Origin of the sequence: Xanthomonas hawaiiensis (assembly GCF_031834635.1) — a bacterium.
Classification (GTDB): domain Bacteria; phylum Pseudomonadota; class Gammaproteobacteria; order Xanthomonadales; family Xanthomonadaceae; genus Xanthomonas_A; species Xanthomonas_A sacchari.
This window is the reverse complement of the sequence record NZ_CP115873.1, coordinates 3,035,755-3,057,148: the sequence shown is the minus strand read 5'-3', so window position 1 is coordinate 3,057,148 and position 21,394 is coordinate 3,035,755. Positions and strand designations below refer to the sequence as shown.

The following is a 21,394-nucleotide window of genomic DNA, read 5'->3' as shown; positions in this document are numbered from 1 at the left end:
TGTTCGCCGTGGATCCTGCGCTTGGTTGCTTCGTTCAGACTCTGCTGGTTGTCGCTGTGTTGCCTGGGCCTGTTGGCCTGCGGGCAGCAGCCGGCGTCGGCACCGCGGACCGTCGCCGACAGCCCCTCCGCCGACGGCGAGCACATGGTCTCGATCGGCGCGCCGCCAGCGCGACCGCCGCATGCGGTCACGCCCAAGCGCGATCCGCAGGCCTGGGACGAGGCCACCCTGGAGAACGGCGAGGCCTTCGTCAGTTGCGATACCGACTACGCTGCCGAGGCCGGCGACGGCCAGCCGCTGGCCGGGCTGGACCGGCCAGCGGTGGAAGCGGCGCTGGCGCCATGCCGGGAGCGCGGCCTGATGCGGGTGCGCTATGTCGGCAAGATCAACGCCGGCTTCGCCGAGATGGTGCGGCGCCTGGCCGAGGTGGCCAGGCAGACCGGCATCGGCAAGCGCGTGCTCGACCTCGATTCCAGCGGTGGCCAGGTCGAGGCGGCGATCCGCGCCGGCGATGCGATCGGCGAATCCGGCTGGACCGTGTGGGTGCGCGAAGGCTCGGTCTGCCACAGCGCCTGCGTGTTCGTGCTGGCCGCCGGCGACAACCGGCTGATCTCCGGCAAGGTCGGCATCCACCGGATGATGCGGATCAGTTCCACCGCGACCTCGCGCGCCGAACTCAACCGCGAGCTGCAGGAGGTCTATGGCAACGTCAAGGACTACCTGGAGCGCAACGGCGTGGCGGTGGCGGTGGCCGACCTGATGATGACCGTGCCCAACCGCAGCCTGCGCCTGCTCAGCAGCGACGAGCTCAAGCAGTACGGGCTCGACGGCACCAACGCGGTGCAGGACGACCTGGAGCGGATCAAGCAGTTGCGCAAGTGCGGCGACGATTTCGTGCGGCGCAAGGACGCGTTCCTGGTCGCTTTCGACCAGGAGTGCAAGACCAAAAAGGACGTGGACCTGGAGAGCCTGACCGCCTGCGGCCAGGCGCTGAAGCAGCGCTTCGGATTCCCGGACCAGGCCTGTCCGGCCGAAAGCCCGCTGTCGGAGATCGACGTGGCGACGCTGCCGCTGGCCTCGCCCGGCGCCTGAACGGCCGCTGCGGCGCGTGCCGCCCATTCACGTGGCGGGCATGGAGGCGGGGCTAGCGTCGCGGCATTCCACACCGGAGCACGCGCATGGCCGCCGGAACCCGCTTGATGCTGCGGCTGTATCTGCCCCCGGCGTTGCTGGCGGTGGGCGGCTTCGTGATCGCCGAAGTGCTGCTGCACCTGGCCAACGGCCTGCACGCGCCCTGGCTGGCGCGGACCGGCTCGCTGCTGAGTCTGCTCGCCCTGCTGGCGGCGACCGCCTGGGCGCTATGGGCCAGTTGGCGCGCCTGGCACCGGCAGCGCTACGCCGCCCCGGCTGCGGCCGCGGGAGTGGCGAGCGAGACTGCGGTCGTGGCGAGCGAGGAGACGCCGTAGGGCCGCTGCGCTGGTCCGCACAGGCCGCGTAGACTGCGGCCCTTGCCGCCGCCGCTGCCGAGCGATGTCCTTGTCCATCTCCTTGCCGTTCCGCCTCACTTTCGTCCTGCTGGCTTTTGTCGCTGGCTTCGCTTCCGCGCAGACCGCGCCCCCGGCATCGTCCGCGCCCGCGCCGACCACTGCCCCGCCAGCGGCGCCCGCCGCACCTGCTGCCGCGCCCGCGGCGGCACCGAAACCGACGCCGCGGCATGCCGGCTCCGCCGTGCCCGCGCCCGGGCCGCTGGCCAAGCAGGATGCACAGATGGCACAGGCCGGCCTGCGCGCCGCGCAACTGGTCGATGCCGGGCGCACCGGCGAGCTGTGGGACGGCGCCTCGGCGGTGGCGAAGAAGGCGGTGACGCGTGCGGTGTTCGTGCGCGAGATCGACGCCGCGCGTGCCCGACTGGGCGCGCTGCTCGGCCGCGGCGTCGCCAGCGTGGCGCGGGTGCAGTACGCCGCCGGCTCGCAGGTGCCGCCGGGCACCTACGTCAACATCAGTTTCCCCAGCCGCTTCGCCAATGCGCCGCAGCCGGTGCGCGAACTGGTGTCGTTGCGGCTGGACGAGGACAAGACCTGGCGCCTGGTCGGCTATCACGTCGCCATGCCCGATTGAGCGGCATGCTGCGCGCCATCTTCCCGTTGCCGACGAGGCTCCGATGCCCACCGAAATCCGCATGCTGGCCTGGGCGATCCTGCTCGGGATCGCGCAACTGCTGCTCGCCTCCGCCTTCGTCACCGCCCAACGTGGCTTGAAGTGGAACGCCGGCGCGCGCGATGCGCCGCAACCGCCGCCGGCCGGCGTGGCCGGGCGCCTGGATCGCGCGCTGCGCAATTTCCTGGAGACCTTCCCGTTCTTCGCCGCCGCCGCGGTGGCGGTGGCCGCGTTGGGCAGGGGCGATGCGCACACCGCGCTGTCGGCGCAACTCTACCTGTGGGCGCGGGTGGCCTATGTGCCGCTGTACGCTGCCGGCGTGCCGTACGTGCGCAGCCTGGTGTGGGTGGTGTCGCTGTGGGCGATCCTGCAACTGGTGTGGGCGCTGTTCTGAGCGCGCCGTGCTGCGACCGATCGTCGCAGCGCTGATCCAGATCAAGGACGCGGTGCGCGGCGGTCGTATCCTGTCCGGGTTCGATCACGGAGTCGCCGCATGCAAGTGGATATCGCCATCGTCGGGGCCGGCCCTGCCGGGCTGTGCTTCGCGCGTTCGCTGGCCGGCAGCGGCCTGTCGCTGGCGCTGATCGAGCCGCAGCCGCGCGCGGCGTTGGCCGAGGCCGCCTTCGATGGCCGCGAAATCGCGCTGACCCATGCCTCGCGGGCGCTGCTGGAACAGCTGGACCTGTGGGCGCGGATCGACCCGCAGGCGATCGCGCCGCTGCGCGATGCGCGGGTGATGAATGGGTCCTCGCCGTTCGCGCTGACCTTCGCCGCGGGCGAGGGCGATCGTGGCGACCTGGGCTGGCTGGTGCCCAATCACCTGATCCGCCGCGCCGCGTTCGCCGCGGTGCAGGACCAGCCCGGCCTGAGCCTGCTCGACGGCGTGTCGGTGCAGGCGCTGCGCCGCGACGCGCGCCAGGCGCAGTTGCAGCTCTCCGACGGCCGCAGCGTGGCCGCGCGGCTGGTGGTGGCGGCCGACAGTCGTTTTTCCAGCACGCGGCGCATGAGCGGGATCGGCGCGCAGCTGCGCGATTTCGGTCGCACGATGCTGGTCTGCCGGGTGCGCCATGAACGTCCGCACCATCAAACGGCCTGGGAGTGGTTCGGCTATGGCCGCACCATGGCGCTGCTGCCACTGCACGGCAACGCGGCCTCGGCGGTGCTGACCCTGCCGCCGGAGCGCGCGCAGGCGCTGCTGCAGATGGACGAGGCGGCGTTGGGCGCGGAGATCGGTGCCTGCTTCGAGCATCGCCTCGGGGCGATGACGCCGTTGGTGCGGCCGCAGGCGTATCCGCTGGTGGCGGTGTACGCGCAGCGCTTCGTCGCCGAGCGCTATGCCTTGATCGGCGACGCCGCGGTGGGCATGCATCCGGTGACCGCGCACGGCTTCAATTTCGGCCTGCAGAGCCAGGCGCGGCTGGCGCGCGCGCTGCACGACGCGGTCGCACGCGGCGGCGACATCGCCGCCCCGGCCTTGCTGGCCGGCTACCAGCGCGGACACCGCCTGGCCACGCGGCCGCTGTACGAGGCGACCAATGCGATCGCCGCGCTCTACACCGACGACCGCCTGCCGGCGCGCGCCCTGCGCAGCGCCGCGCTGCGCGTGGCCGACCGGGTCGCGCCGTTCAAGCGTGCGATCGCCGCGCACCTGACCCAGCGCGTGGTGGCGATGGGGCGCTGAGGTCAGGGCGGCCGGGAAGAGCGACGGGTCGGCGCGTGCGCTGTGGCGGTTGTCGCCAGGACTGAGCCTGTGGTGCGCCTCCTCGTAGGAGCGGCTTCAGCCGCGACCGGGCTCTCCCGGTAAAGCCCGGTCGCGGCTGAAGCCGCTCCTACGAGGGGCGGAAAGCAAGCCTTCAGGGTGAACGCGATTGCGCCGCGCCGACGACGAGCTGGGCGAGGGCGGCTTGCAGGTCGCCGCCGCGCTGCGCCGCTTCGATCGGGGCGATGGCCCAGGTGCAGCCGGCGTGGCGCAGGTGCTGGCGCCAGTCGCCGGACCAGGCGTCCAGTTCGTCCAGCGCCAGGAAGATGCAGCCGCCGCGTTCGGCATGGCCGCCGCGGATGGATTGCCCCAGGCAGAACGGCTTTGCCGCGGCGGGATCGAGGTGCACCGTGTACACGTCGTGGTGCGGATCCTCCGCCGACGGCGCGATGTTGCGGGCGCCGAGTTCGATCAGCATCGCGCGGCACGCCGCGTCGCCAGTCGCAGCCGGCCGGCGCACGACGGGCCGGCTGCGCCGATGGCGATCATTGCTTGCCGAGCACCTGCACCTGCACGTCGCCCAGTTGCACCACCTGGCCCGCGCGCACCTTGCAGGCCTTGCGCAGTTCGACCTCGCCGTCCACGCGCACCTGGCCTTCGCTGATCACGGCCTTGGCCGCGCCGCCGCTGTCGCACAGGCCGGTCAGTTTCAACAGGTGCTTGAGTTCCACGTAGTCGCTTTCTAGCTGGAGATCGATGGTCTGCATTGGGGGCTGCTCGGAAATCGGCGCCCATTGTCGGTCATTCGCGGACAAAACGCCCAGCGTGTCGCTGGCTGCAGGTTGTTGCCGCCGTGGCGGGCCGTTGCGCTGCGCCTTGCGGACCCCGCGCCAAGACCGTCGTCCGGCAGTGCGGAGCGGGTCACGCCTGAACGGTGCCCTTCACCTGCTTTCGACATGCGGGCCGTCAGGGCGCACAATAGGGGCTTCTTTGCGCCTGCCGGTTCTCTGCGGCGCCCCCGGAGTCTCCCATGTCCCAAGATACCCCCGCGCCGCTGCTGTTCGCAGATCTCGGCCTCTCCCCTGCTGTGATGAAGGCGGTGGCCGACGTCGGCTACGAGTCGCCGTCGCCGATCCAGGCCGCCACCATCCCGGCGCTGCTGACCGGCCGCGACCTGCTCGGCCAGGCGCAGACCGGCACCGGCAAGACCGCCGCGTTCGCGCTGCCGATCCTGTCGCGGCTGGATTTCGCCCAGCGCAAGCCGCAGGCGCTGGTGCTGGCGCCCACCCGCGAACTGGCGATCCAGGTGGCCGAGGCGTTCCATCGCTACGCCGCGGCGATCCCCGGCTTCCAGGTGCTGCCGGTGTACGGCGGCCAGCCCTACGTGCAGCAGCTGTCGGCGCTCAAGCGCGGCGTGCACGTGGTGGTGGGCACCCCGGGGCGGGTGATCGATCACCTGGACCGCGGCACCCTGGACCTGTCCGAACTGAAGACGCTGGTGCTCGACGAAGCCGACGAGATGCTGCGCATGGGCTTCATCGACGACGTCGAGGCGGTGCTGAAGAAGCTGCCGGAGTCGCGCCAGGTGGCGCTGTTCTCGGCGACCATGCCGCCGGCGATCAAGCGCATCGCGCAGACCTATCTGAACGACCCGGCCGAGGTGATCATCGCCTCCAAGACCACCACGTCGGCCAATATCCGCCAGCGCTACTGGGCGGTGAGCGGGCTGCACAAGCTCGACGCGCTGACCCGTATCCTGGAGGTCGAGCCGTTCGACGCGATGATCATCTTCGCGCGCACCAAGGCCGGCACCGACGAACTGGCGCAGAAGCTGCAGGCGCGCGGCCTGGCCGCGGCGGCGATCAACGGCGACATCCAGCAGGCGCAGCGCGAGCGGGTGATCCAGCAGCTCAAGGACGGCAAGCTCGACGTCCTCGTCGCCACCGACGTGGCCGCGCGCGGCCTGGACGTGGAGCGAATCAGCCACGTGCTGAACTACGACATCCCCTACGACACCGAAAGCTACGTGCACCGCATCGGCCGCACCGGCCGGGCCGGGCGCAGCGGCGAGGCGATCCTATTCGTCAGCCCGCGCGAGCGCGGCATGCTGCGCGCGATCGAGCGCGCCACGCGCCAGCCGATCGAGGAAATGCAGCTGCCCAGCGTGGACGCGGTCAACGACCAGCGCGTCAGCCGCTTCATGGAGAAGATCAGCGAGACCATCGCCAGCGGCGGCATCGACATGTATCGCGACCTGCTGCAGAAATTCGAGGCCGAGAAGAACGTGCCGATGGTGGAAGTGGCCGCGGCGCTGGCGCGCCTGCTGCAGGGCGAGACGCCGCTGCTGCTGGCCCCGGACCGTCCGCGCCCGCCGCAGGGTGAGCGCTTCGAGCGCCGCGAGCGGCCGGAGCGTGGCGAGCGCCCGGACCGTCCCCGCTTCGAGCCGAAGTTCGAGCGCGAGCCGCGTGCGCCGCGCCGCGACGATGGCGAGCGTCCGGCGCGTCCGGCGCCGGCTGCGCGCGGCGAGGATTTCGACTACCACCGCGATGTCGGCAGCTTCGAGGCGCCGCGCCGCGACAAGGCGCCGAAAGCGCCGCGCGGCGCGCCGGAAGTGGGCATGGAGACCTACCGCATCGAGGTCGGCCACCAGCACGGGGTCAAGCCGGCCAACATCGTCGGCGCGATCGCCAACGAAGCCGGGCTGGAAAGCAAGTACATCGGCCGCATCGACATCCACGACGACCACTCGGTGCTGGACCTGCCGGCGGATATGCCGCGCGAGCTGCTGACGCACCTGAAGAAGGTCTGGGTGTCCGGCCAGCAACTGCAGATGCGCAAGCTCGAAGGCGACGATGCCGGCGGCGCGCCGTTCAAGCCGAAGTTCGCCCGTACCGGCAAGCCCGGCGGCAAGCCCAACGCCGCCGGCCCGCGCCCGGCCGGCCGCTTCGCCGCCGACCGCCCGCCGCGCAAGGGGCCGCCGAAGCGCTGAGAGGCCGGGAATGGGGAGTGGGGAATCGGGAATGGGGTGGCATCCCCGCTGCCGATACCTGCCTTCCCTCCCGAAGCCAAACATTGGCCAAGCTGGCAGCAGCCCGCTCTTGCCATTCCCCATTCCCCATTCCCGATTCCCCAGTCCCAGCCCATGTCCGTCCGCCTCAACAAGCACATCGCCGAGACCGGTTTTTGCTCGCGCCGCGAGGCCGATCGGTTGATCGCCGCGCGCCGTGTGACCGTCAACGGCCAGCCGGGCGGGGTGGGTTCGGTGGTGGGCGAGGGCGACGAGGTCAAGGTCGACGGGCAGCCGCTGCGCGCGCGCGCCAAGGCCAAGAGCGGACGCCGCCACGTCTATATCGCGCTGAACAAGCCGGTCGGGGTGACCTGCACCACCGAGAGCGCGGTCAAGGGCAACATCGTCGACTTCGTCGGCCACGAGCAGCGCATCTTCCCGATCGGGCGCCTGGACAAGGAGTCCGAGGGGCTGATCCTGATGACCAGCAACGGCGACATCGTCAACGAGATCCTGCGCGCCGAGAACCGCCACCAGAAGGAATACCTGGTGGCGGTGAACAAACCGGTCACCGACGAGTTCCTGCGCGGCATGGCGCGCGGGGTGCGCGTGCACGACCAGATGACGCTGCCGTGCCGCACCGCGCGGATCGCCAAGTTCGGCTTCCGCATCGTGCTGGAGCAGGGGCTCAACCGGCAGATCCGGTTGATGGCCGCGGCCTTCGACTACCGCGTCACCCAGTTGCGCCGCGTGCGCATCGACAACATCAAGATCGGCGCGCTGAAGCCGGGCCAGTGGCGCAATCTCACCGAGCAGGAACTGCGCGGCCTGCTGCCGCAGCGCCAGGAGTGGTAACGGCGTCTCAGTGTCGGCCGTCGGCCGCCGCCGCGCGGCCAAATTGTACAGGTGGCGCGCCTGCCAGGACTGGCGTCCGCCGCGGATATGGCCATACTGCGCAACGCGCACCATTGCCGCTGCCAGGTACCCCGTGATCAAGCCCCGCAAGCCCGACAACGAAGCCGCGCGCCTGCAGGCGCTGCATGCGTTGCAGATTCTCGATACCGAACCGGAAGCGTCCTACGACGATCTGGTCGGCATCGCCGCCAAGCTGTGCGACACGCCCTCGGCGCTGATCTCGCTGGTGGACGCCGAACGCCAATGGCTGAAGGCGCAGCGCAACGTGTGCCTGCTGAGCAATGCGCGCGACGAGTCGTTCTGCGGACACACCATCCTGACCCCGGAGCAGGTGATGGTGGTCGCCGACGCCACGGCCGATGCCCGCTTCCAGCACAATCCGCTGGTCACCGAGGGCGGCGTGCGGTTCTACGCCGGCGCGCCGCTGCTGACCCGCGAGGGCCTGCCGGTCGGCACGGTCTGCGTGCTCGACAATCGCCCGCGCTCCCTGGAGCCGGAACAACTGGCGGCGCTGCAGGCGCTGTCGCGGCAGGTGATGCAACTGATCGAACTGCGCCGCAGCAGCCATGCGCTGGCGCTGCAGCTGCGCGAACGCGCCTGGTACGAGCAACAGTTGCTGCAGTACCAGGAGTCGCTGGAATCGCTCAACGCCGAATTGCTGGAGCAGGCCCGCACCGATCCGCTGACCGGCCTGCTCAATCGCCGCGCCTTCGCCACCGCGTTGATGATCCACGCCGAGGCGGCGCAGCCGGGTTCGGCGCCGCTCAGCGTGGCGATCCTGGATCTGGACTACTTCAAGAGCGTCAACGACCTGCACGGCCACGACAAGGGCGACGAGGCGCTGTTGGCGCTGGCCGACATGCTGCGCGCGCGGCTGCCGCCGGACAGCGTCGTGGCGCGTTACGGCGGCGGCGAATTCGCGCTGTTGCTGCCCGGTATGGATGCGGTGCAGGCGATGCGCACCTGCGAGCGCCTGCGCCAGGACACCAGCCTGCTGCAACTCGGCATTCCGCTGACCGCCAGCATCGGCGTGGCCACGCTGCAGGACCACGAGAGCGCCGAGGACCTGCTCAAGCGCGCCGACCAGGGCCTGTTCCAGGCCAAGCGTGCCGGCCGCGATTGCGTGTCGCTGGCGGCGTAGGCACGCCACGTCATCGCGGGACGATCCTCAGACTCCTCCTTGTTCCACGGGAAAAGTTCCTCGCAAGGGGTAGGCGCGTCGCCTCGCAAAGGCAGGTTACGCAGACGCTTTCGCGCCGTACCCTCACCCCAACCCCTCTCCCGGGGGGAGAGGGGCTATTTCCCGAGCATGCTGCGCCCTTCGCGTCGGGCCTGCGGTGATGCCGCAAATGCACGGGGCAGGGCTAATCCCGAATGCCCGATCCCGAATCCCGGAGTGAGCGCCCCGGCGCTCACTCCACCACGTTCTTCGCCTCGCAGGTCGCCAGCAGCTCCGGGTGCTGCACCGGACGCGTGCGGGTCAGCAGCGGATGCAGGAACACCGCGCCCAGAATCACCGCCACGCCGAGGTAGAACAGCCCGGTGAGCTGGCGTTGCTCGTCCAGCAGCACGATCGCGAACACGATCGCGTAGACCGGTTCGAGGTTGGTGACCAGTTGCACCGCATAGGCGCTGAGCCGGCGCAGCGCGACCAGGGCCAGGGCGAACGGCAGCAGCGTGCACAGCAGCGCCAGCGCCAGCAGCAGCGCGGTGTCGTGCAGGCTGGGCAGCACCAGCAAGGGCCCGCTCAGGGCCGGCAGCACGAACGGCAGCAACGGCGCCAGCGCGGTCAGGGTCAGGGTGCCCGCGCCCAGTTCCAGCGCGGTCACGGTCAACGGATCGGCGTGGTCGACCAGGCGCTTGTTGAGCGAGCCGAACGCCGCCACCAGCAACGCCGACACCGCGCCGACCGCCACGCCGGCGCGCATGCCGTGCGGCACCCCGCCGACCACCAGCGCCACACCCGGCAGCACCGCCAGGCCGAAGGCCAGTTCGCTGGGGCGGAACGGCCGCTTCGCCACCCACGGTTCGATCACCGCGGTGAACACCGGCGCCAGCGCGATGCAGGTCGCGGCGACCGAGGCGTTGGCCAGCTTGATCGCGCCGTAGAAGGTCAGCCAATGCAGGCCGACCAGGGCGCCGACCACGGCGTAGCCGAGCGCCAGTTTCGGCGTCAATGCCGCCAGTCCGCGCCACACCCGTGGCAGCAGGGCCAGCGCGGCCACCACCATCAGCATCCGCCACCACACCAGCGGCAGCGCGGGCAGGGTGATCAGCTTGCCGAGAATCGCGGTGATCCCCCACAGCAGGACGCAGAAATGGATTTGCAGCTGGGCTTTGGTGGTGGGGTGCATCGGCATCCGCGTATTGTCGCGCAAACCGTGGCGCGACGGTCGCAGACGGGGGGGCGGATCAGGCGTCCGCTGCGGACGGCGACGCGGTCCGCGCCACCCTCCGTGCATACGCAGCGGTGAGCGGCGGCACCAGCAGCGCCGTCACCACCACCGAGGTCGCCACCAGTGCGGTCGCGGCGGGCGCGGTGGCCCGGAACTGCGGCGCCACCGCCGCCACCAGTGCCGGCGTGGCCACCGCAGCGCCGGCCGTGCTGGACGCGGCGAGGCCGGCGCTGCCGTTGCCGCCGGCCAGCCAGCGATCGGCCAGCAGCAGCGGGATCCCGGTCGCCACGATCACTCCCAGGCCGAGCGCGACCCCGGCCACGCCGGCGTGGGCGACCATGCGCAGGTCCAGGGTGTTGCCCAGGGCGAAGGCGAAGAACGGGATCAGCGCCGGCACCGCCCGTGCGAACAGGGCGCGCAGCGCCGGGTCCAGATTGCCGAGCACGAAACCCACCAGCAGCGGCAGCACCGCGCCCAGCAGCAGCCGCGGCTCGAAGCTGGCGACGCCGGCCGTGCCGAGGATCAGCATCGTCACCAGCGGTCCGGATTCCAGCGACATCAGCGCCATCGCGCCGGCCTCGCCGCGGCGGCCGTACTGCTGCATGAGCGCGGCGAACAGGCCGGCATTGGTCATGTCCATCGCCGCGACCAGCGCCAGCACCGACATGCCGCTCCACAGGCCGGCGACGATGCCGCCCGGCGGCAACAGGCGCGTGGCGATCACCGCGGTCAGCCACGCCACCGCGATCTTGGTCAGCACCAGCACGCCGGAGGCGCGCAGCACGCGGCCGCCGCTGCGCAGCCGGATCGAGGCGCCCAGGCAGAAGCACCACACCGCCAGGATCGGCACCAGCCCGCCGATCAGGCCCTGGGTGAACGAGCCGAACCAGGCGCCGGCCTGCGGCCACAGCGTGTGGCAGAGGGCGCCGAGCAGCAGTGGCGCCAGCATCATGCCGCCGGGAAGACGTTCGAGCGTGCGCTTGATCCGCATCGAGGGCTCCGCGTGTGGAGGCGCGGCGCGGGGCCGCGGCCCGGCGACGGCGCCGGACGGGCGGTGTTGTACCGCGGCGCGGCGACCAGCGGGTGTCGCCGTGCGTGCGCGGTCGAGGCGCGGTTCAGTCGGGCTGCGCCGTGGCGTCGACGGTCGCGCTGGCGTCGTGCGCCACGTCGCGTGGGCGCGGCCGAACGGGTCACGCCTGTGCGGCGGACCCCAGCATCTTCAGCAGGGCCATCGCCGCGGCGGGATTGCGTTCCTTGGCGGCGCTGATGAAGTAGACGAAGACCTCGCGCGGCGTGGCCTTGGCCACGGCCGTATCGGCGTGCGGCAGCGCCTGTGGATCCTCGCCGCGGCGCCAGGCCTGCGCGTGCGCGGCCCAGGCCCGCAGTTCCTTGGGCGGGTAGCCATGGGCGAGGTCGGCGCGACTGCGCATCAGCCGCGCATAGGCGAAGTCGGTGCTCAGGTCGGCGAAGGAGGGGAACTCGGGCGAATCGGTGAACACCGTGGCCACGCCGTGTCGCCGGGTCAGCTGCAGCAGTTCCGGGCCGACGCAGGCCGGGTCGCGCACTTCCAGCACGTGGCGCAGCCGGCGTCCGTCGGCCTTGCGCGGCAGCAGGTCCAGGAACGCGGCCAGGTCGTCCAGGTCCAGGCGATGGCCGTGTTCGAACTGCCACAGCAGCGGGCCGAGGCGGTCGCCGAGGCTGGCGATGCCGCCGACGAAGTCCTCGATCTGCGTGCCGGCGCCGGCCAGGCGCCGCAGCGCGGTGATGCGCTTGGGCGCCTTGGCCGAGAACAGGAAGCCTGGCGGCGTCTCGTCGCGCCAGCGCGCATAGGTCTCCGGCTTCTGCGCGCCGTAGTAGGTGCCGTTGATCTCGATGCTGGTGACGTGGCGGCTGGCGTATTCCAGCTCGCGGCGCTGCACCAGGCCCTGCGGATAGAACATGCCGCCGCGCCACGGCGCGTAGGTCCAGCCGCCGATGCCGACGCGGATGCCGTCCGGCGCGGCCGGGGCGGAGTCGAAGAGGTCGTTCATGCGGGTGTCTCCGGCTGCGGGCGGGGAGCGATTGTGCCGCAGCACGGCATTGCGGGGTGTCGTCGCGGAAAGTAGGGACCGGACGTGTCGTGGCGGTGGCGGCGATGGTCTGTGTGGGGGGGCGGGGCGTGCGCGATGGCGTATGGCGTGCCGGAGGGCGCCTGCGGGGGACAAAGATGGGACGTGGCTGTGGCGTCGCGCTGCCCGGTTTGTCGACGTGGGCCGTCGGCACAGACGCCGGTCGTGGCGGCAGCCGCCACGACGGCACTCGCCGCCGTCCCGTCGGCCTGCCGCAAAGGGCCTGGCAGGCTCTACACTCGCCGGTGCGCGCGCAGTGGCGTGCGGCCTCAGTTTCCCTTCTTCAGGAGCGACGCAGTTGAAGAGCATCTCGATGGGCTGCGGCCTGTTGTTGGCGGTGAGCGCTACCGTGCAGGCGCAGGCGCCGGCCCCCACGGCGGTTCCCGCCCCGGCCCCGGCCGCATTGCCGCCCGGGCTGCAGGATCTGGACGCGCAGGTGGAGCGCGTGCGCAAGCAGTTCGACGTGCCGGGCATCGCCATCGCCATCGTCAAGGACGGGCAGGTGGTGCTGGAGCGCGGCTATGGCGTGCGCGAACTCGGCAAGCCGGAACCGGTGGACGCGCAGACCCTGTTCGCCATCGCCTCCAATACCAAGGCCTTCACCGCCGCGGCGCTGTCGATCCTGGCCGACGAAGGCAAGCTCAAGCTCGAGGACCGCGTGGTGGACCACTTGCCGTGGTTCCAGATGTCCGATGCCTACGTCACCCGCGAGATGCGCGTGCGCGATCTGCTCAGCCATCGCAGCGGCCTGAGCCTGGGCGCCGGCGACCTGCTGTTCTGGCCGGCCACCAGCTACAGCAACGAAGAGGTGGTGCGGCGCCTGGCGCACGTGCCGCTGAAGGGCGGCTTTCGCGATCGCTATGCCTACGACAACATCCTGTACGCGGTGGCGCAGAAGCTGATCGAGCAGGTGTCCGGGCAGAGCTACGCCGAGTTCGTGCGCCAGCGCATCTTCGTGCCGGTGGGCATGACCGGCGCGCGCATCAACAGCGACCATCTGCAGCCGGGCGATGCAGCTGCGGTCGGCCATGCGAAGTTCGATTTCCGCGAGCTGCGCACGGTGGCGCCGCTGACCTGGTCCAACAATTCCGGCGCCGGCGGCATCTACGCCAATGTGCACGACATGGCCAAGTGGATGCAGGTGCAGCTCGACGGCGGCCGCCTGCCGTCGGCCGACGGCCAGGCGCGGCAGTTGTTCAGTGCGCAGCGCCAGCAGGAAATGTGGCAGATGATCACGCCGATCGCGGTGTCCGAGCCGAGCGTGCCGGAACTGCTGCCGGCCAAGCCCAACTTCGCCGGCTACGGCGAGGGCTGGAGCCTGAGCGACTACCGTGGCGCCAAGCTGGTCTGGCACACCGGCGGCTGGCCGGGCATGGTCTCGCGGCTGACCCTGGTGCCGGAGCGCAAGCTGGGCGTGATCGTGCTGACCAACCAGGAAGTGGGCGCCGCCTTCAACGCGATCACCTTGCGGGTCCTGGACGCCTACCTGGGCGCGCCGGCGACCGACTGGACCGCCGCCTACGCCAAGGCGGTGGCCAAGGCCGACGCCAATGCCGACGAGGACTGGGCCAAGCACGTCGCGGCGCGCGACGCCAAGTCCACCCCGTCGCTGCCGCTGTCCGGCTACGCCGGCACCTACCGCGACCCGTGGTACGGCGACGTGGTACTGCGCCAGCAGGGCAAGCGCCTGGAACTGCAGTTCAGCAAGACCGCGCAGCTGGTCGGCACCCTGGAGCACTGGCAGCACGACACCTTCATCGTCCGCTGGCGCGACCGCTCGCTCAACGCCGACGCCTTCGTCAATTTCGCGCTCACGCCCGACGGCAAGGTGCGCGAGGCGCGCATGCAGCCGATCTCGCCGCTGACCGATTTCAGCTTCGATTTCCAGGATCTGGTGCTGACGCCGGAGGATTGAAGGCCGGGAATCGGGAATGGTGAATCGGGAATGGCAGGAGCGGTGTCAGCCGCGACCAGATGTTCCCGGTGAATGCTAGATCGCGGCTAATGCGGCTATCAAAAAATGGGAGGCGGGCACGCGCGGGAGGCTGCTCTTTCCATTCCCGATTCCCTGTTCCCCATTCCCCGCGTCACGAGACGTGACGCCAGATACGCTACCCTGACGCCCCTTTTAGGCGTGGCGTGGCGATGTTCCGCTGGTTCGAGTCCCTGATCGAGGTCTTTCCGAAGATCGAGACGCAGATGCCGCCGCGCGGGGTGGTGCGCTTCTATCTGCACTACCTGCGCCCGCTGTGGCCGTTGCTGCTGGCCACGCTGCTGGCCGGTCTCGCGCTGGCCCTGGTGGAAGTGGCGATGTTCGACTTCCTCGGCCGCATCGTCGACATGGTCGCCGAGCAGCCGGGGCCGGACTTCTTCCAGCGCCACGCGGGCGAACTGCTGTGGATGGCCGTCATCGTGCTGGTGGCGCGGCCGCTGTTCGTGGCCCTGCACAACCTGTTGGTGAACCAGGCCATCGTGCCGGGCCTGAGCAACCGCGCGCGCTGGCTGATGCACAACTACGTGGTGCGGCAGAGCCTGGGCTTCTTCCAGAACGACTTCGCCGGGCGCATCGCCAACCGGGTGATGCAGACCGGCACCTCGCTGCGCGAGTCGGCGGTGCAGATGGTCGATGCGCTCTGGTACATCGTGGTCTACACCGGCAGCGCGCTGTACCTGTTCGCGCAGGCCGATCCCTGGCTGATGGCGCCGCTGCTGGTGTGGGTGCTGGTCTACGTGGGGCTGATGGTCTACTTCGTGCCGCGGATGAAGCAGCGCGCCTGGATCGCCTCGGACGCGCGCTCCAAGGCGATGGGCCGCATCGTCGACGGCTACACCAACATCGCCACGCTCAAGCTGTTCTCGCACGCCGGGCGCGAGCAGGCCTACGTGCGCGAGGCGATCGACGAACTGGCGGTCAAGCACCGCGGGCAGACCCGAATGACCACCGCGATGGACAGCGCCATCGCCATCGTCAACGGCTTCCTGATCGCGGTGACCTGCGGGCTGGCGCTGTGGCTGTGGAGCCGCGGCCAGATCAGCGTCGGCGCGATCACCCTGGCCACCGGCCTGGTGATCCGCATCCACAACATGTCCGGCTGGATCATGTGGACCGTCAACGGCATCTTCGAGGACATCGGCGCGGTGCAGGACGGCATGGAGACCATCGCGCAGCCGGCGCAGGTGCAGGATCGCGCCGATGCGGTGCCGCTGCGCGTGGAGCGCGGCGAGGTGCGCTTCGAGCACATCCACTTCCACTACGGCAAGCGCGGCGGGGTCATCGCCGGGCTCGACCTGCAGGTGCGCGCGGGCGAGAAGATCGGCCTGGTGGGGCCGTCCGGCGCCGGCAAGTCGACCCTGGTCAACGTGCTGCTGCGGCTGTACGACCTGGAGCAGGGCCGCATCCTGATCGACGGGCAGGACATCGCCGGCGTCACCCAGGAGAGCCTGCGCCAGCAGATCGGCCTGGTCACCCAGGACACCTCGCTGCTGCACCGCTCGATCCGCGACAACCTGCTGTACGGCCGCCCCGACGCCAGCGAGGAACAGGTGCGCGCCGCGGTGGCCAAGGCGCGCGCCGACGAGTTCATCGAGCAGTTGCAGGACGGCGAGGGCCAGCGCGGCTACGACGCCCAGGTCGGCGAGCGCGGGGTCAAGCTGTCCGGCGGCCAGCGTCAGCGCATCGCCATCGCCCGTGTGCTGCTCAAGGACGCGCCGATCCTGATCCTGGACGAGGCCACCTCGGCGCTGGATTCGGAAGTGGAAGCGGCGATCCAGGACAGCCTGGACGAGCTGATGGCCGGCAAGACGGTGATCGCGATCGCCCACCGGCTCTCGACCATCGCGCGGATGGACCGGCTGGTGGTGATGGACCGCGGCGCCATCGTCGAGACCGGCACCCACGCCGAGCTGGTCGCCCGCGGCGGCCTGTACGCGCGGCTGTGGGCGCGCCAGACGGGCGGCTTCGTCGCGGCGGACTAGGAGTTCGCCGGGCCTCGCTGCGCCAGCCGGCCGCGGCGCAGCGGAGCAGGGCACGCCTGGCGGCGCTGCCGGCGGGTGGCGGGACGCCGTGCCTCGCCCAGGGGCGGCGTCCGCCGCCCGGCAATGCGACAATGCCCGGCTTACCGACGTTCGCCAGACCATGTCCCGATTGCAGTTCCAGCTCCACACCACCGACGGTGCCGCGCGCCGTGGCCGCCTGACCTTCCCGCGCGGGACGGTCGAGACCCCCGCGTTCATGCCGGTGGGCACCTATGGCTCGGTCAAGGGCGTACTGCCCGAGCAGATCAAGGCGCTGGGCGCGCAGATCATCCTCGGCAACACCTTCCACCTGTACCTGCGCCCGGGCCTGGACGTGATCGGCGATCACGGCGGCCTGCACGGCTTCGCCCGCTGGGACGGGCCGATCCTCACCGATTCCGGCGGTTTCCAGGTGTTCTCGCTGGCGCACCGGCGCAAGATCAGCGAGCAGGGCGTCACCTTCGCCTCGCCGACCGACGGCGCCAAGGTGTTCCTGGGGCCGGAGGAGAGCATGAAGATCCAGCGGGTGCTGGATTCGGACATCGTGATGATCTTCGACGAGTGCACCCCGTACCCGGCCACCGAGGAGATGGCGCGGCGCTCGATGGAACTGAGCCTGCGCTGGGCGCAGCGCTCGCGCGACGCGCACGATGCGCTGGGCAACGATGCGGCGCTGTTCGGCATCGTCCAGGGCGGCGTGCATGCGGACCTGCGCAGCCGCTCGATCGAGGGGCTGCAGGCGATCGGCTTCGACGGCTATGCGATCGGCGGCCTGGCGGTGGGCGAGCCGGAGCACGAGCGCAACGCCATGCTCGAGCACCTGCATCCGCGCCTGCCTGGCGACCGCCCGCGCTACCTGATGGGCGTGGGCCGGCCGGAGGACCTGGTCGAGGGCGTGGCCCGCGGCGTGGACATGTTCGACTGCGTGATGCCGACCCGCAACGCGCGCAACGGCCACTATTTCACCTCGTTCGGCACGGTGCGCATCCGCAACGCCAAGTACGAGCGCGACCTGGACCCGATCGAGCCGGGCTGCGGCTGCCATGCCTGCAGCAGCGGCTACACCCGCGCCTACCTGCGCCACCTGGACCGCTGCAACGAGATGCTGGCGCCGATGCTGGGCACCCTGCACAACCTCTGGTACTACCAGAAGCTGATGGCCGACATGCGCGCGGCGATCGCCGCGGGAACCTTTGCCCAGTTCCGGCGGTCCTTCTATGCGGCGCGCGGGGTGGAAGCAACCCCACTCCCAACGGAGCAAGGCTAAGCCCCTCTCCCCCCGGGAGAGGGGTTGGGGTGAGGGCCCGGGCGCAGCCTCGTGTCATTCGGTAGAGGGATTGGGGTGAAGGTCCGGGCGAAGCTTCGTGCATTCGAAATGACACGAGGCTTCGCCCGTACCCTCATCCGCCGCTGCGCGGCACCTTCTCCCATAGGGAGAAGGAAAGGCACGCCGCGGCCGTTCCGGAGGGTGAAGGAAGATCGTGGCATAATCGGCGGCTGCTTGCCGCCTCAAGGCAAACCAGCGGTCCGTGCCCTCAGGGCGGCGGGCCGCCCAAACCATAGGACGCATCCGATGAATCCGCTCGATTTCCTGATCCCCGTCGCCCAGGCCCAGACCGCTGGCGGCACCGCCCCGGCCGGTGGCGGCCTGCAGATGTTCCTGCTGCCCATCATCCTGATCGCGGTGATGTATTTCGTGATGATCCGGCCGCAGATGAAGCGCCAGAAGGAACACAAGTCGATGCTGGACAAGCTCGGCCGTGGCGACGAGGTCATCACCTCCGGCGGCGTGGCCGGCGTGGTCACCGACATCGGCGACAACTTCATCACCATCGAAGTGGCCGACAACGTGCGCATCCGCGTGCAGAAGGGCGCCGTCGGCAATGTCCTGCCGAAGGGCACGCTGAAGTCCGCCTGATCCATTTCTCCTACTGCTAGGCGCGACGCCGGCGTGGCGTCGTGCGGGGTCCCGCAATGCTCGAGTTTCCGCGCTGGAAGTATGTCCTCATCCTGATCGTGCTGGCGTTGAGTGCGTTGTACGCGCTGCCCAACGTGTACCAGAAGGATCCGTCGGTCCAGATCACCGCCAGCCGTGGCGGCAAGATCGACGATGCCCTGCGCGAGCGGGTCCTCGCCGACCTGAAGACGGCCGGGATCACCCCGAAGCGGGTCGACAAGGAGGGCGACAGCCTGATGGTGCGCCTGCCGAACCTGCAGGCGCAGACCCGTGCCAACGACGTGCTGCGCCAGCAGGTGGGCGAGAACTACACCGTGGCGCTGAACCTGGCCTCGACCGTGCCGGACTGGCTGTCGCGGCTGGGCGGCAAGCCGATGGTGCTGGGCCTGGACCTGGTCGGCGGCGTGCACTTCGCCCTGCAGGTGGACCAGAAGGCGGCGCTGGAAAAGCGCCTGGACGCCTTCGCCGAGGACATCCGCACCACCTTGCGCGACGGCCGTCTGGCCTACCGTTCGGTCGAGCGCCGTCCGGACAACAGCATCCAGGTCAGCCTGGGCGAGGGCGTCGACGCCAGCGCCGCGCGTGCCGCCATCGCCAAGGCGCAGCCGACCCTGAGCTACGCGGTGTCCGGGCAGACCATCACCGTCACCGTGCCGGAGGCGGAGCTGAAGCAGATCGCCGCCGGCGCCATCGAGCAGAACCTCACCACCCTGCGCAACCGCGTCAACCAGCTGGGCGTGGCCGAACCGATCATCCAGCGCCAGGGCGACGACCGCATCGTGGTCGAGCTGCCGGGCGTGCAGGACACCGCCGAGGCCAAGCGCATGATCGGCGCCACCGCCACGCTGGAGTTCCGCGGCGTGGTCGACGGCAATGCCGAGGACGCGGTGCGCAGCGGCAACATCCCGCCCGACGCCAAGGTCTACCGCCTGCGCGACAGCGGCGCGCCGGTGCTGCTGAGCAAGCGCGTGCTGGTGTCCGGCGACCAGATGGTCAACGCCACCGTCAGCACCGACCAGAACGGCATGCCGGCCGTGGCGGTGACGCTCAACAACGCCGCCGGCCAGCGCATGTTCGACTACACCAGCGCCAACACCGGCAAGCTGATGTCGGTGGTCTACATCGAGCGCATCCCCACCGTGACCATGGTCGACGGCAAGGAAGTGCGCAGCGTGCGCGTCAACGAGGAGGCGCTGGCGCCGACCCGCATCGCCGGCGTGTTCGGCAAGAACTTCCAGACCACCGGCCTGGAGAAGACCGAGGCCGAGAACCTGGCCAAGCTGCTGCGCGCCGGTTCGCTGGCCGCGCCGATGGACTTCGTCGAGGAATACGTGATCGGCCCGAGCCTGGGCGCGGAGAACGTGGAGCGCGGCGTCACCGCGGTGGTCTATGCGTTCCTGTTCACCCTGGTGTTCTTCAGCGTGTACTACCGCATGTTCGGCCTGATCACCTCGGTCGCGCTGCTGATGAACCTGCTGATCGTGGTCTCGGTGATGTCGCTGTTCGGCGCCACCATGACCCTGCCGGGCTTCGCCGGCCTGGCGCTGTCGGTGGGCCTGTCGGTGGACGCCAACGTGCTGATCAACGAGCGTATCCGCGAAGAGTTGCGCCTGGGCGTGCCGCCCAAGTCGGCGATCGCGGCCGGCTACGAGAAGGCCGGCGGCACCATCCTCGACGCCAACCTGACCGGCCTGATCGTCGGCGTGGCGCTGTACGCGTTCGGCACCGGCCCGCTGAAGGGTTTCGCGCTGACCATGATCATCGGCATCTTCGCCTCGATGTTCACCGCGATCACCGTGTCGCGCGCGCTGGCGGTGCTGATCTACGGCCGTCGCAAGAAGATCAAGTCCGTGGCCATCTGAGCCACGCACGCCACCTTCCGCACGTCCCCGCGCCGGCAGGCGCGGGGTCCAAAAAAACGCAGAGCGGTCTCCAATGAAAATCTTCCCGCTTCACCTGATCCCCAACGACACCAAGATCGACTTCATGCGCTGGCGGCACCCGACCCTGGTGCTGATGCTGGTGCTGGCGCTGGCCTCGTTCGCGGTGATCTTCGCCAAGGGCTTCAACTACGCGCTGGAGTTCACCGGCGGCGCGCTGGTGCAGACCAGCTTCCAGAAGCCGGTCGACGTCGACCAGGTGCGCGAGCAACTGGCCAAGGCCGGCTTCGAGAACGCGCAGGTGCAGAACGTCGGCAGCGGCAACGAGGTGGTGATCCGCCTGCAGCCGCAGGGCGAGCACAACAACGAGGACATCACCAAGAACCTGGCCGAGCAGGTGCGCAAGGCGGTGAGCACGCCGCAGAACCCGGCCACGGTGAAGCCGGGCGAGTTCGTCGGCCCGCAGGTCGGCAAGGACTTGGCCTTGAATGGCGTCTACGCCACGGTGTTCATGCTGGTCGGCTTCCTGATCTACATCGCCTTCCGCTTCGAGTGGAAGTTCGCGGTGGTGGCCAGCCTGACCGCGCTGTTCGACCTGCTGGTGACGGTGGCCTACGTGTCGGTGACCGGCCGCGAGTTCGACCTCACCGTGCTGGCCGGCCTGCTGTCGGTGATGGGCTTTGCGATCAACGACATCATCGTGGTGTTCGACCGCGTGCGCGAGAACTTCCGCAGCCTGCGCGTGGAGCCGATCGAGGTGCTGAACCGCTCGATCAACCAGACCCTGTCGCGTACGGTGATCACCGCGGTGATGTTCTTCCTGTCGGCGCTGGCGCTGTACCTGTACGGCGGCGAGTCGATGGAAGGCCTGGCGCTGACCCACATGATCGGCGCGGTGATCGTGGTGGTCTCCTCGGTGATCGTGGCGGTGCCGCTGCTGTCGATCGGGCCGTTCCAGGTCACCAAGCAGGATCTGCTGCCGAAGGCCAAGGATGTGGAGGCGCTGGCGCGCAGGCCCTGATGGGGCCGGGATTGGGGATTCGGGATTGGGGATTCGCAAAAGCGTGATTTCCTGGGCCTGAAGCACTTCCTCCTGCGAACAAAAAAGCCGCGCGGATGCGCGGCTTTTTCTTTGTGCGGATGGTGGAGCGGGGCAGGGCAGCGGCTGCTTTGCTGTAGGAGCGGCTTCAGCCGCGATGCCTTACCGGTAACGCGTCGCGGCTGAAGCCGCTCCTACGGTAACGTCTGCCGGTTCAGCGTG

Annotated in this window: 19 protein-coding genes; 14 read left to right on the top strand and 5 right to left on the bottom strand. The window is 70.0% G+C overall.

All coding sequences use genetic code 11. The features are described 5' to 3' along the window. The first annotated feature begins 48 nt into the window (after positions 1-48). From PG878_RS13175 to ubiM, 5 genes are all read left to right on the top strand, one after another. Complete coding sequence (locus PG878_RS13175) at positions 49-1,092, top strand: COG3904 family protein (protein ID WP_209029419.1); 1,044 nt, start codon at positions 49-51, stop codon at positions 1,090-1,092. A gap of 86 nt (positions 1,093-1,178) precedes the next feature. Next, positions 1,179-1,466: a hypothetical protein gene (locus PG878_RS13170; RefSeq protein WP_209029383.1), complete on the top strand. Its 288-nt coding sequence runs from the start codon at positions 1,179-1,181 to the stop codon at positions 1,464-1,466. Positions 1,467-1,530: 64 nt separating this feature from the next. Then, a complete protein-coding gene (locus tag PG878_RS13165; RefSeq protein ID WP_244663536.1) occupies positions 1,531-2,118 on the top strand; it encodes a DUF4019 domain-containing protein in 588 nt (195 codons plus the stop codon). Between the two features lie 43 nt (positions 2,119-2,161). Further along, positions 2,162-2,551 carry an MAPEG family protein gene (locus PG878_RS13160; RefSeq protein WP_209029385.1) on the top strand — a complete coding sequence of 130 codons (390 nt, stop codon included), beginning with the start codon at positions 2,162-2,164 and terminating at the stop codon, positions 2,549-2,551. Between the two features lie 99 nt (positions 2,552-2,650). After that, entirely contained in the window at positions 2,651-3,838 is a 1,188-nt protein-coding gene (gene ubiM, locus PG878_RS13155) for a 5-demethoxyubiquinol-8 5-hydroxylase UbiM (RefSeq protein WP_209029386.1), read from the top strand. A 172-nt stretch (positions 3,839-4,010) separates the two neighbouring features. Here the strand turns inward: ubiM and PG878_RS13150 are convergent, their stop codons facing one another. Next, entirely contained in the window at positions 4,011-4,334 is a 324-nt protein-coding gene (locus PG878_RS13150; RefSeq protein WP_209029388.1) for a hypothetical protein, read from the bottom strand. Positions 4,335-4,401: 67 nt separating this feature from the next. Continuing rightward, complete coding sequence (locus PG878_RS13145) at positions 4,402-4,623, bottom strand: RNA-binding S4 domain-containing protein (protein ID WP_209029390.1); 222 nt, start codon at positions 4,621-4,623, stop codon at positions 4,402-4,404. A gap of 263 nt (positions 4,624-4,886) precedes the next feature. Here PG878_RS13145 and PG878_RS13140 point away from each other — a divergent pair, with 263 nt between their 5' ends. From PG878_RS13140 to PG878_RS13130, 3 genes are all read left to right on the top strand, one after another. Continuing rightward, positions 4,887-6,845, top strand: coding sequence for a DEAD/DEAH box helicase (locus PG878_RS13140; protein WP_209029391.1), 1,959 nt, complete (start codon positions 4,887-4,889; stop codon positions 6,843-6,845). A gap of 153 nt (positions 6,846-6,998) precedes the next feature. Beyond that, entirely contained in the window at positions 6,999-7,718 is a 720-nt protein-coding gene (locus PG878_RS13135) for a pseudouridine synthase (protein WP_209029393.1), read from the top strand. Between the two features lie 133 nt (positions 7,719-7,851). Continuing rightward, entirely contained in the window at positions 7,852-8,919 is a 1,068-nt protein-coding gene (locus PG878_RS13130) for a sensor domain-containing diguanylate cyclase (protein ID WP_209029395.1), read from the top strand. Positions 8,920-9,190: 271 nt separating this feature from the next. Here PG878_RS13130 and PG878_RS13125 read toward each other — a convergent pair whose 3' ends face one another. The 3 genes from PG878_RS13125 to PG878_RS13115 all read right to left on the bottom strand — a co-directional run bounded on the left by PG878_RS13125 (position 9,191) and on the right by PG878_RS13115 (position 12,204). After that, on the bottom strand, positions 9,191-10,138 hold the full coding sequence (locus tag PG878_RS13125; RefSeq protein WP_017916225.1) for a DMT family transporter: 948 nt from the start codon (positions 10,136-10,138) through the stop codon (positions 9,191-9,193). Between the two features lie 52 nt (positions 10,139-10,190). Further along, positions 10,191-11,165, bottom strand: coding sequence for a 2-keto-3-deoxygluconate permease (locus PG878_RS13120; RefSeq protein ID WP_209029397.1), 975 nt, complete (start codon positions 11,163-11,165; stop codon positions 10,191-10,193). 199 nt (positions 11,166-11,364) lie between these two features. Then, positions 11,365-12,204, bottom strand: a complete 840-nt coding sequence (locus PG878_RS13115; RefSeq protein WP_209029399.1) for a DUF72 domain-containing protein — start codon at positions 12,202-12,204, stop codon at positions 11,365-11,367. A gap of 376 nt (positions 12,205-12,580) precedes the next feature. Here PG878_RS13115 and PG878_RS13110 point away from each other — a divergent pair, with 376 nt between their 5' ends. The 6 genes from PG878_RS13110 (at position 12,581) to secF (ending at position 21,154) form a co-directional block, all read left to right on the top strand. Then, on the top strand, positions 12,581-14,197 hold the full coding sequence (locus PG878_RS13110) for a serine hydrolase (protein ID WP_209029401.1): 1,617 nt from the start codon (positions 12,581-12,583) through the stop codon (positions 14,195-14,197). A 230-nt stretch (positions 14,198-14,427) separates the two neighbouring features. Then, positions 14,428-16,257 carry an ABC transporter ATP-binding protein gene (locus PG878_RS13105; protein ID WP_209029402.1) on the top strand — a complete coding sequence of 610 codons (1,830 nt, stop codon included), beginning with the start codon at positions 14,428-14,430 and terminating at the stop codon, positions 16,255-16,257. Positions 16,258-16,417: 160 nt separating this feature from the next. After that, the gene (gene tgt, locus PG878_RS13100; protein WP_209029403.1) at positions 16,418-17,563 is read left to right on the top strand and encodes a tRNA guanosine(34) transglycosylase Tgt; all 1,146 of its coding nucleotides are present in this window, start codon (positions 16,418-16,420) and stop codon (positions 17,561-17,563) included. A gap of 306 nt (positions 17,564-17,869) precedes the next feature. Then, positions 17,870-18,214, top strand: coding sequence for a preprotein translocase subunit YajC (gene yajC / locus PG878_RS13095; RefSeq protein WP_010343515.1), 345 nt, complete (start codon positions 17,870-17,872; stop codon positions 18,212-18,214). Between the two features lie 56 nt (positions 18,215-18,270). After that, positions 18,271-20,115: a protein translocase subunit SecD gene (gene secD / locus PG878_RS13090; protein ID WP_209029404.1), complete on the top strand. Its 1,845-nt coding sequence runs from the start codon at positions 18,271-18,273 to the stop codon at positions 20,113-20,115. Between the two features lie 73 nt (positions 20,116-20,188). After that, on the top strand, positions 20,189-21,154 hold the full coding sequence (gene secF, locus PG878_RS13085) for a protein translocase subunit SecF (protein ID WP_010343517.1): 966 nt from the start codon (positions 20,189-20,191) through the stop codon (positions 21,152-21,154). Positions 21,155-21,394: the final 240 nt, after the last annotated feature.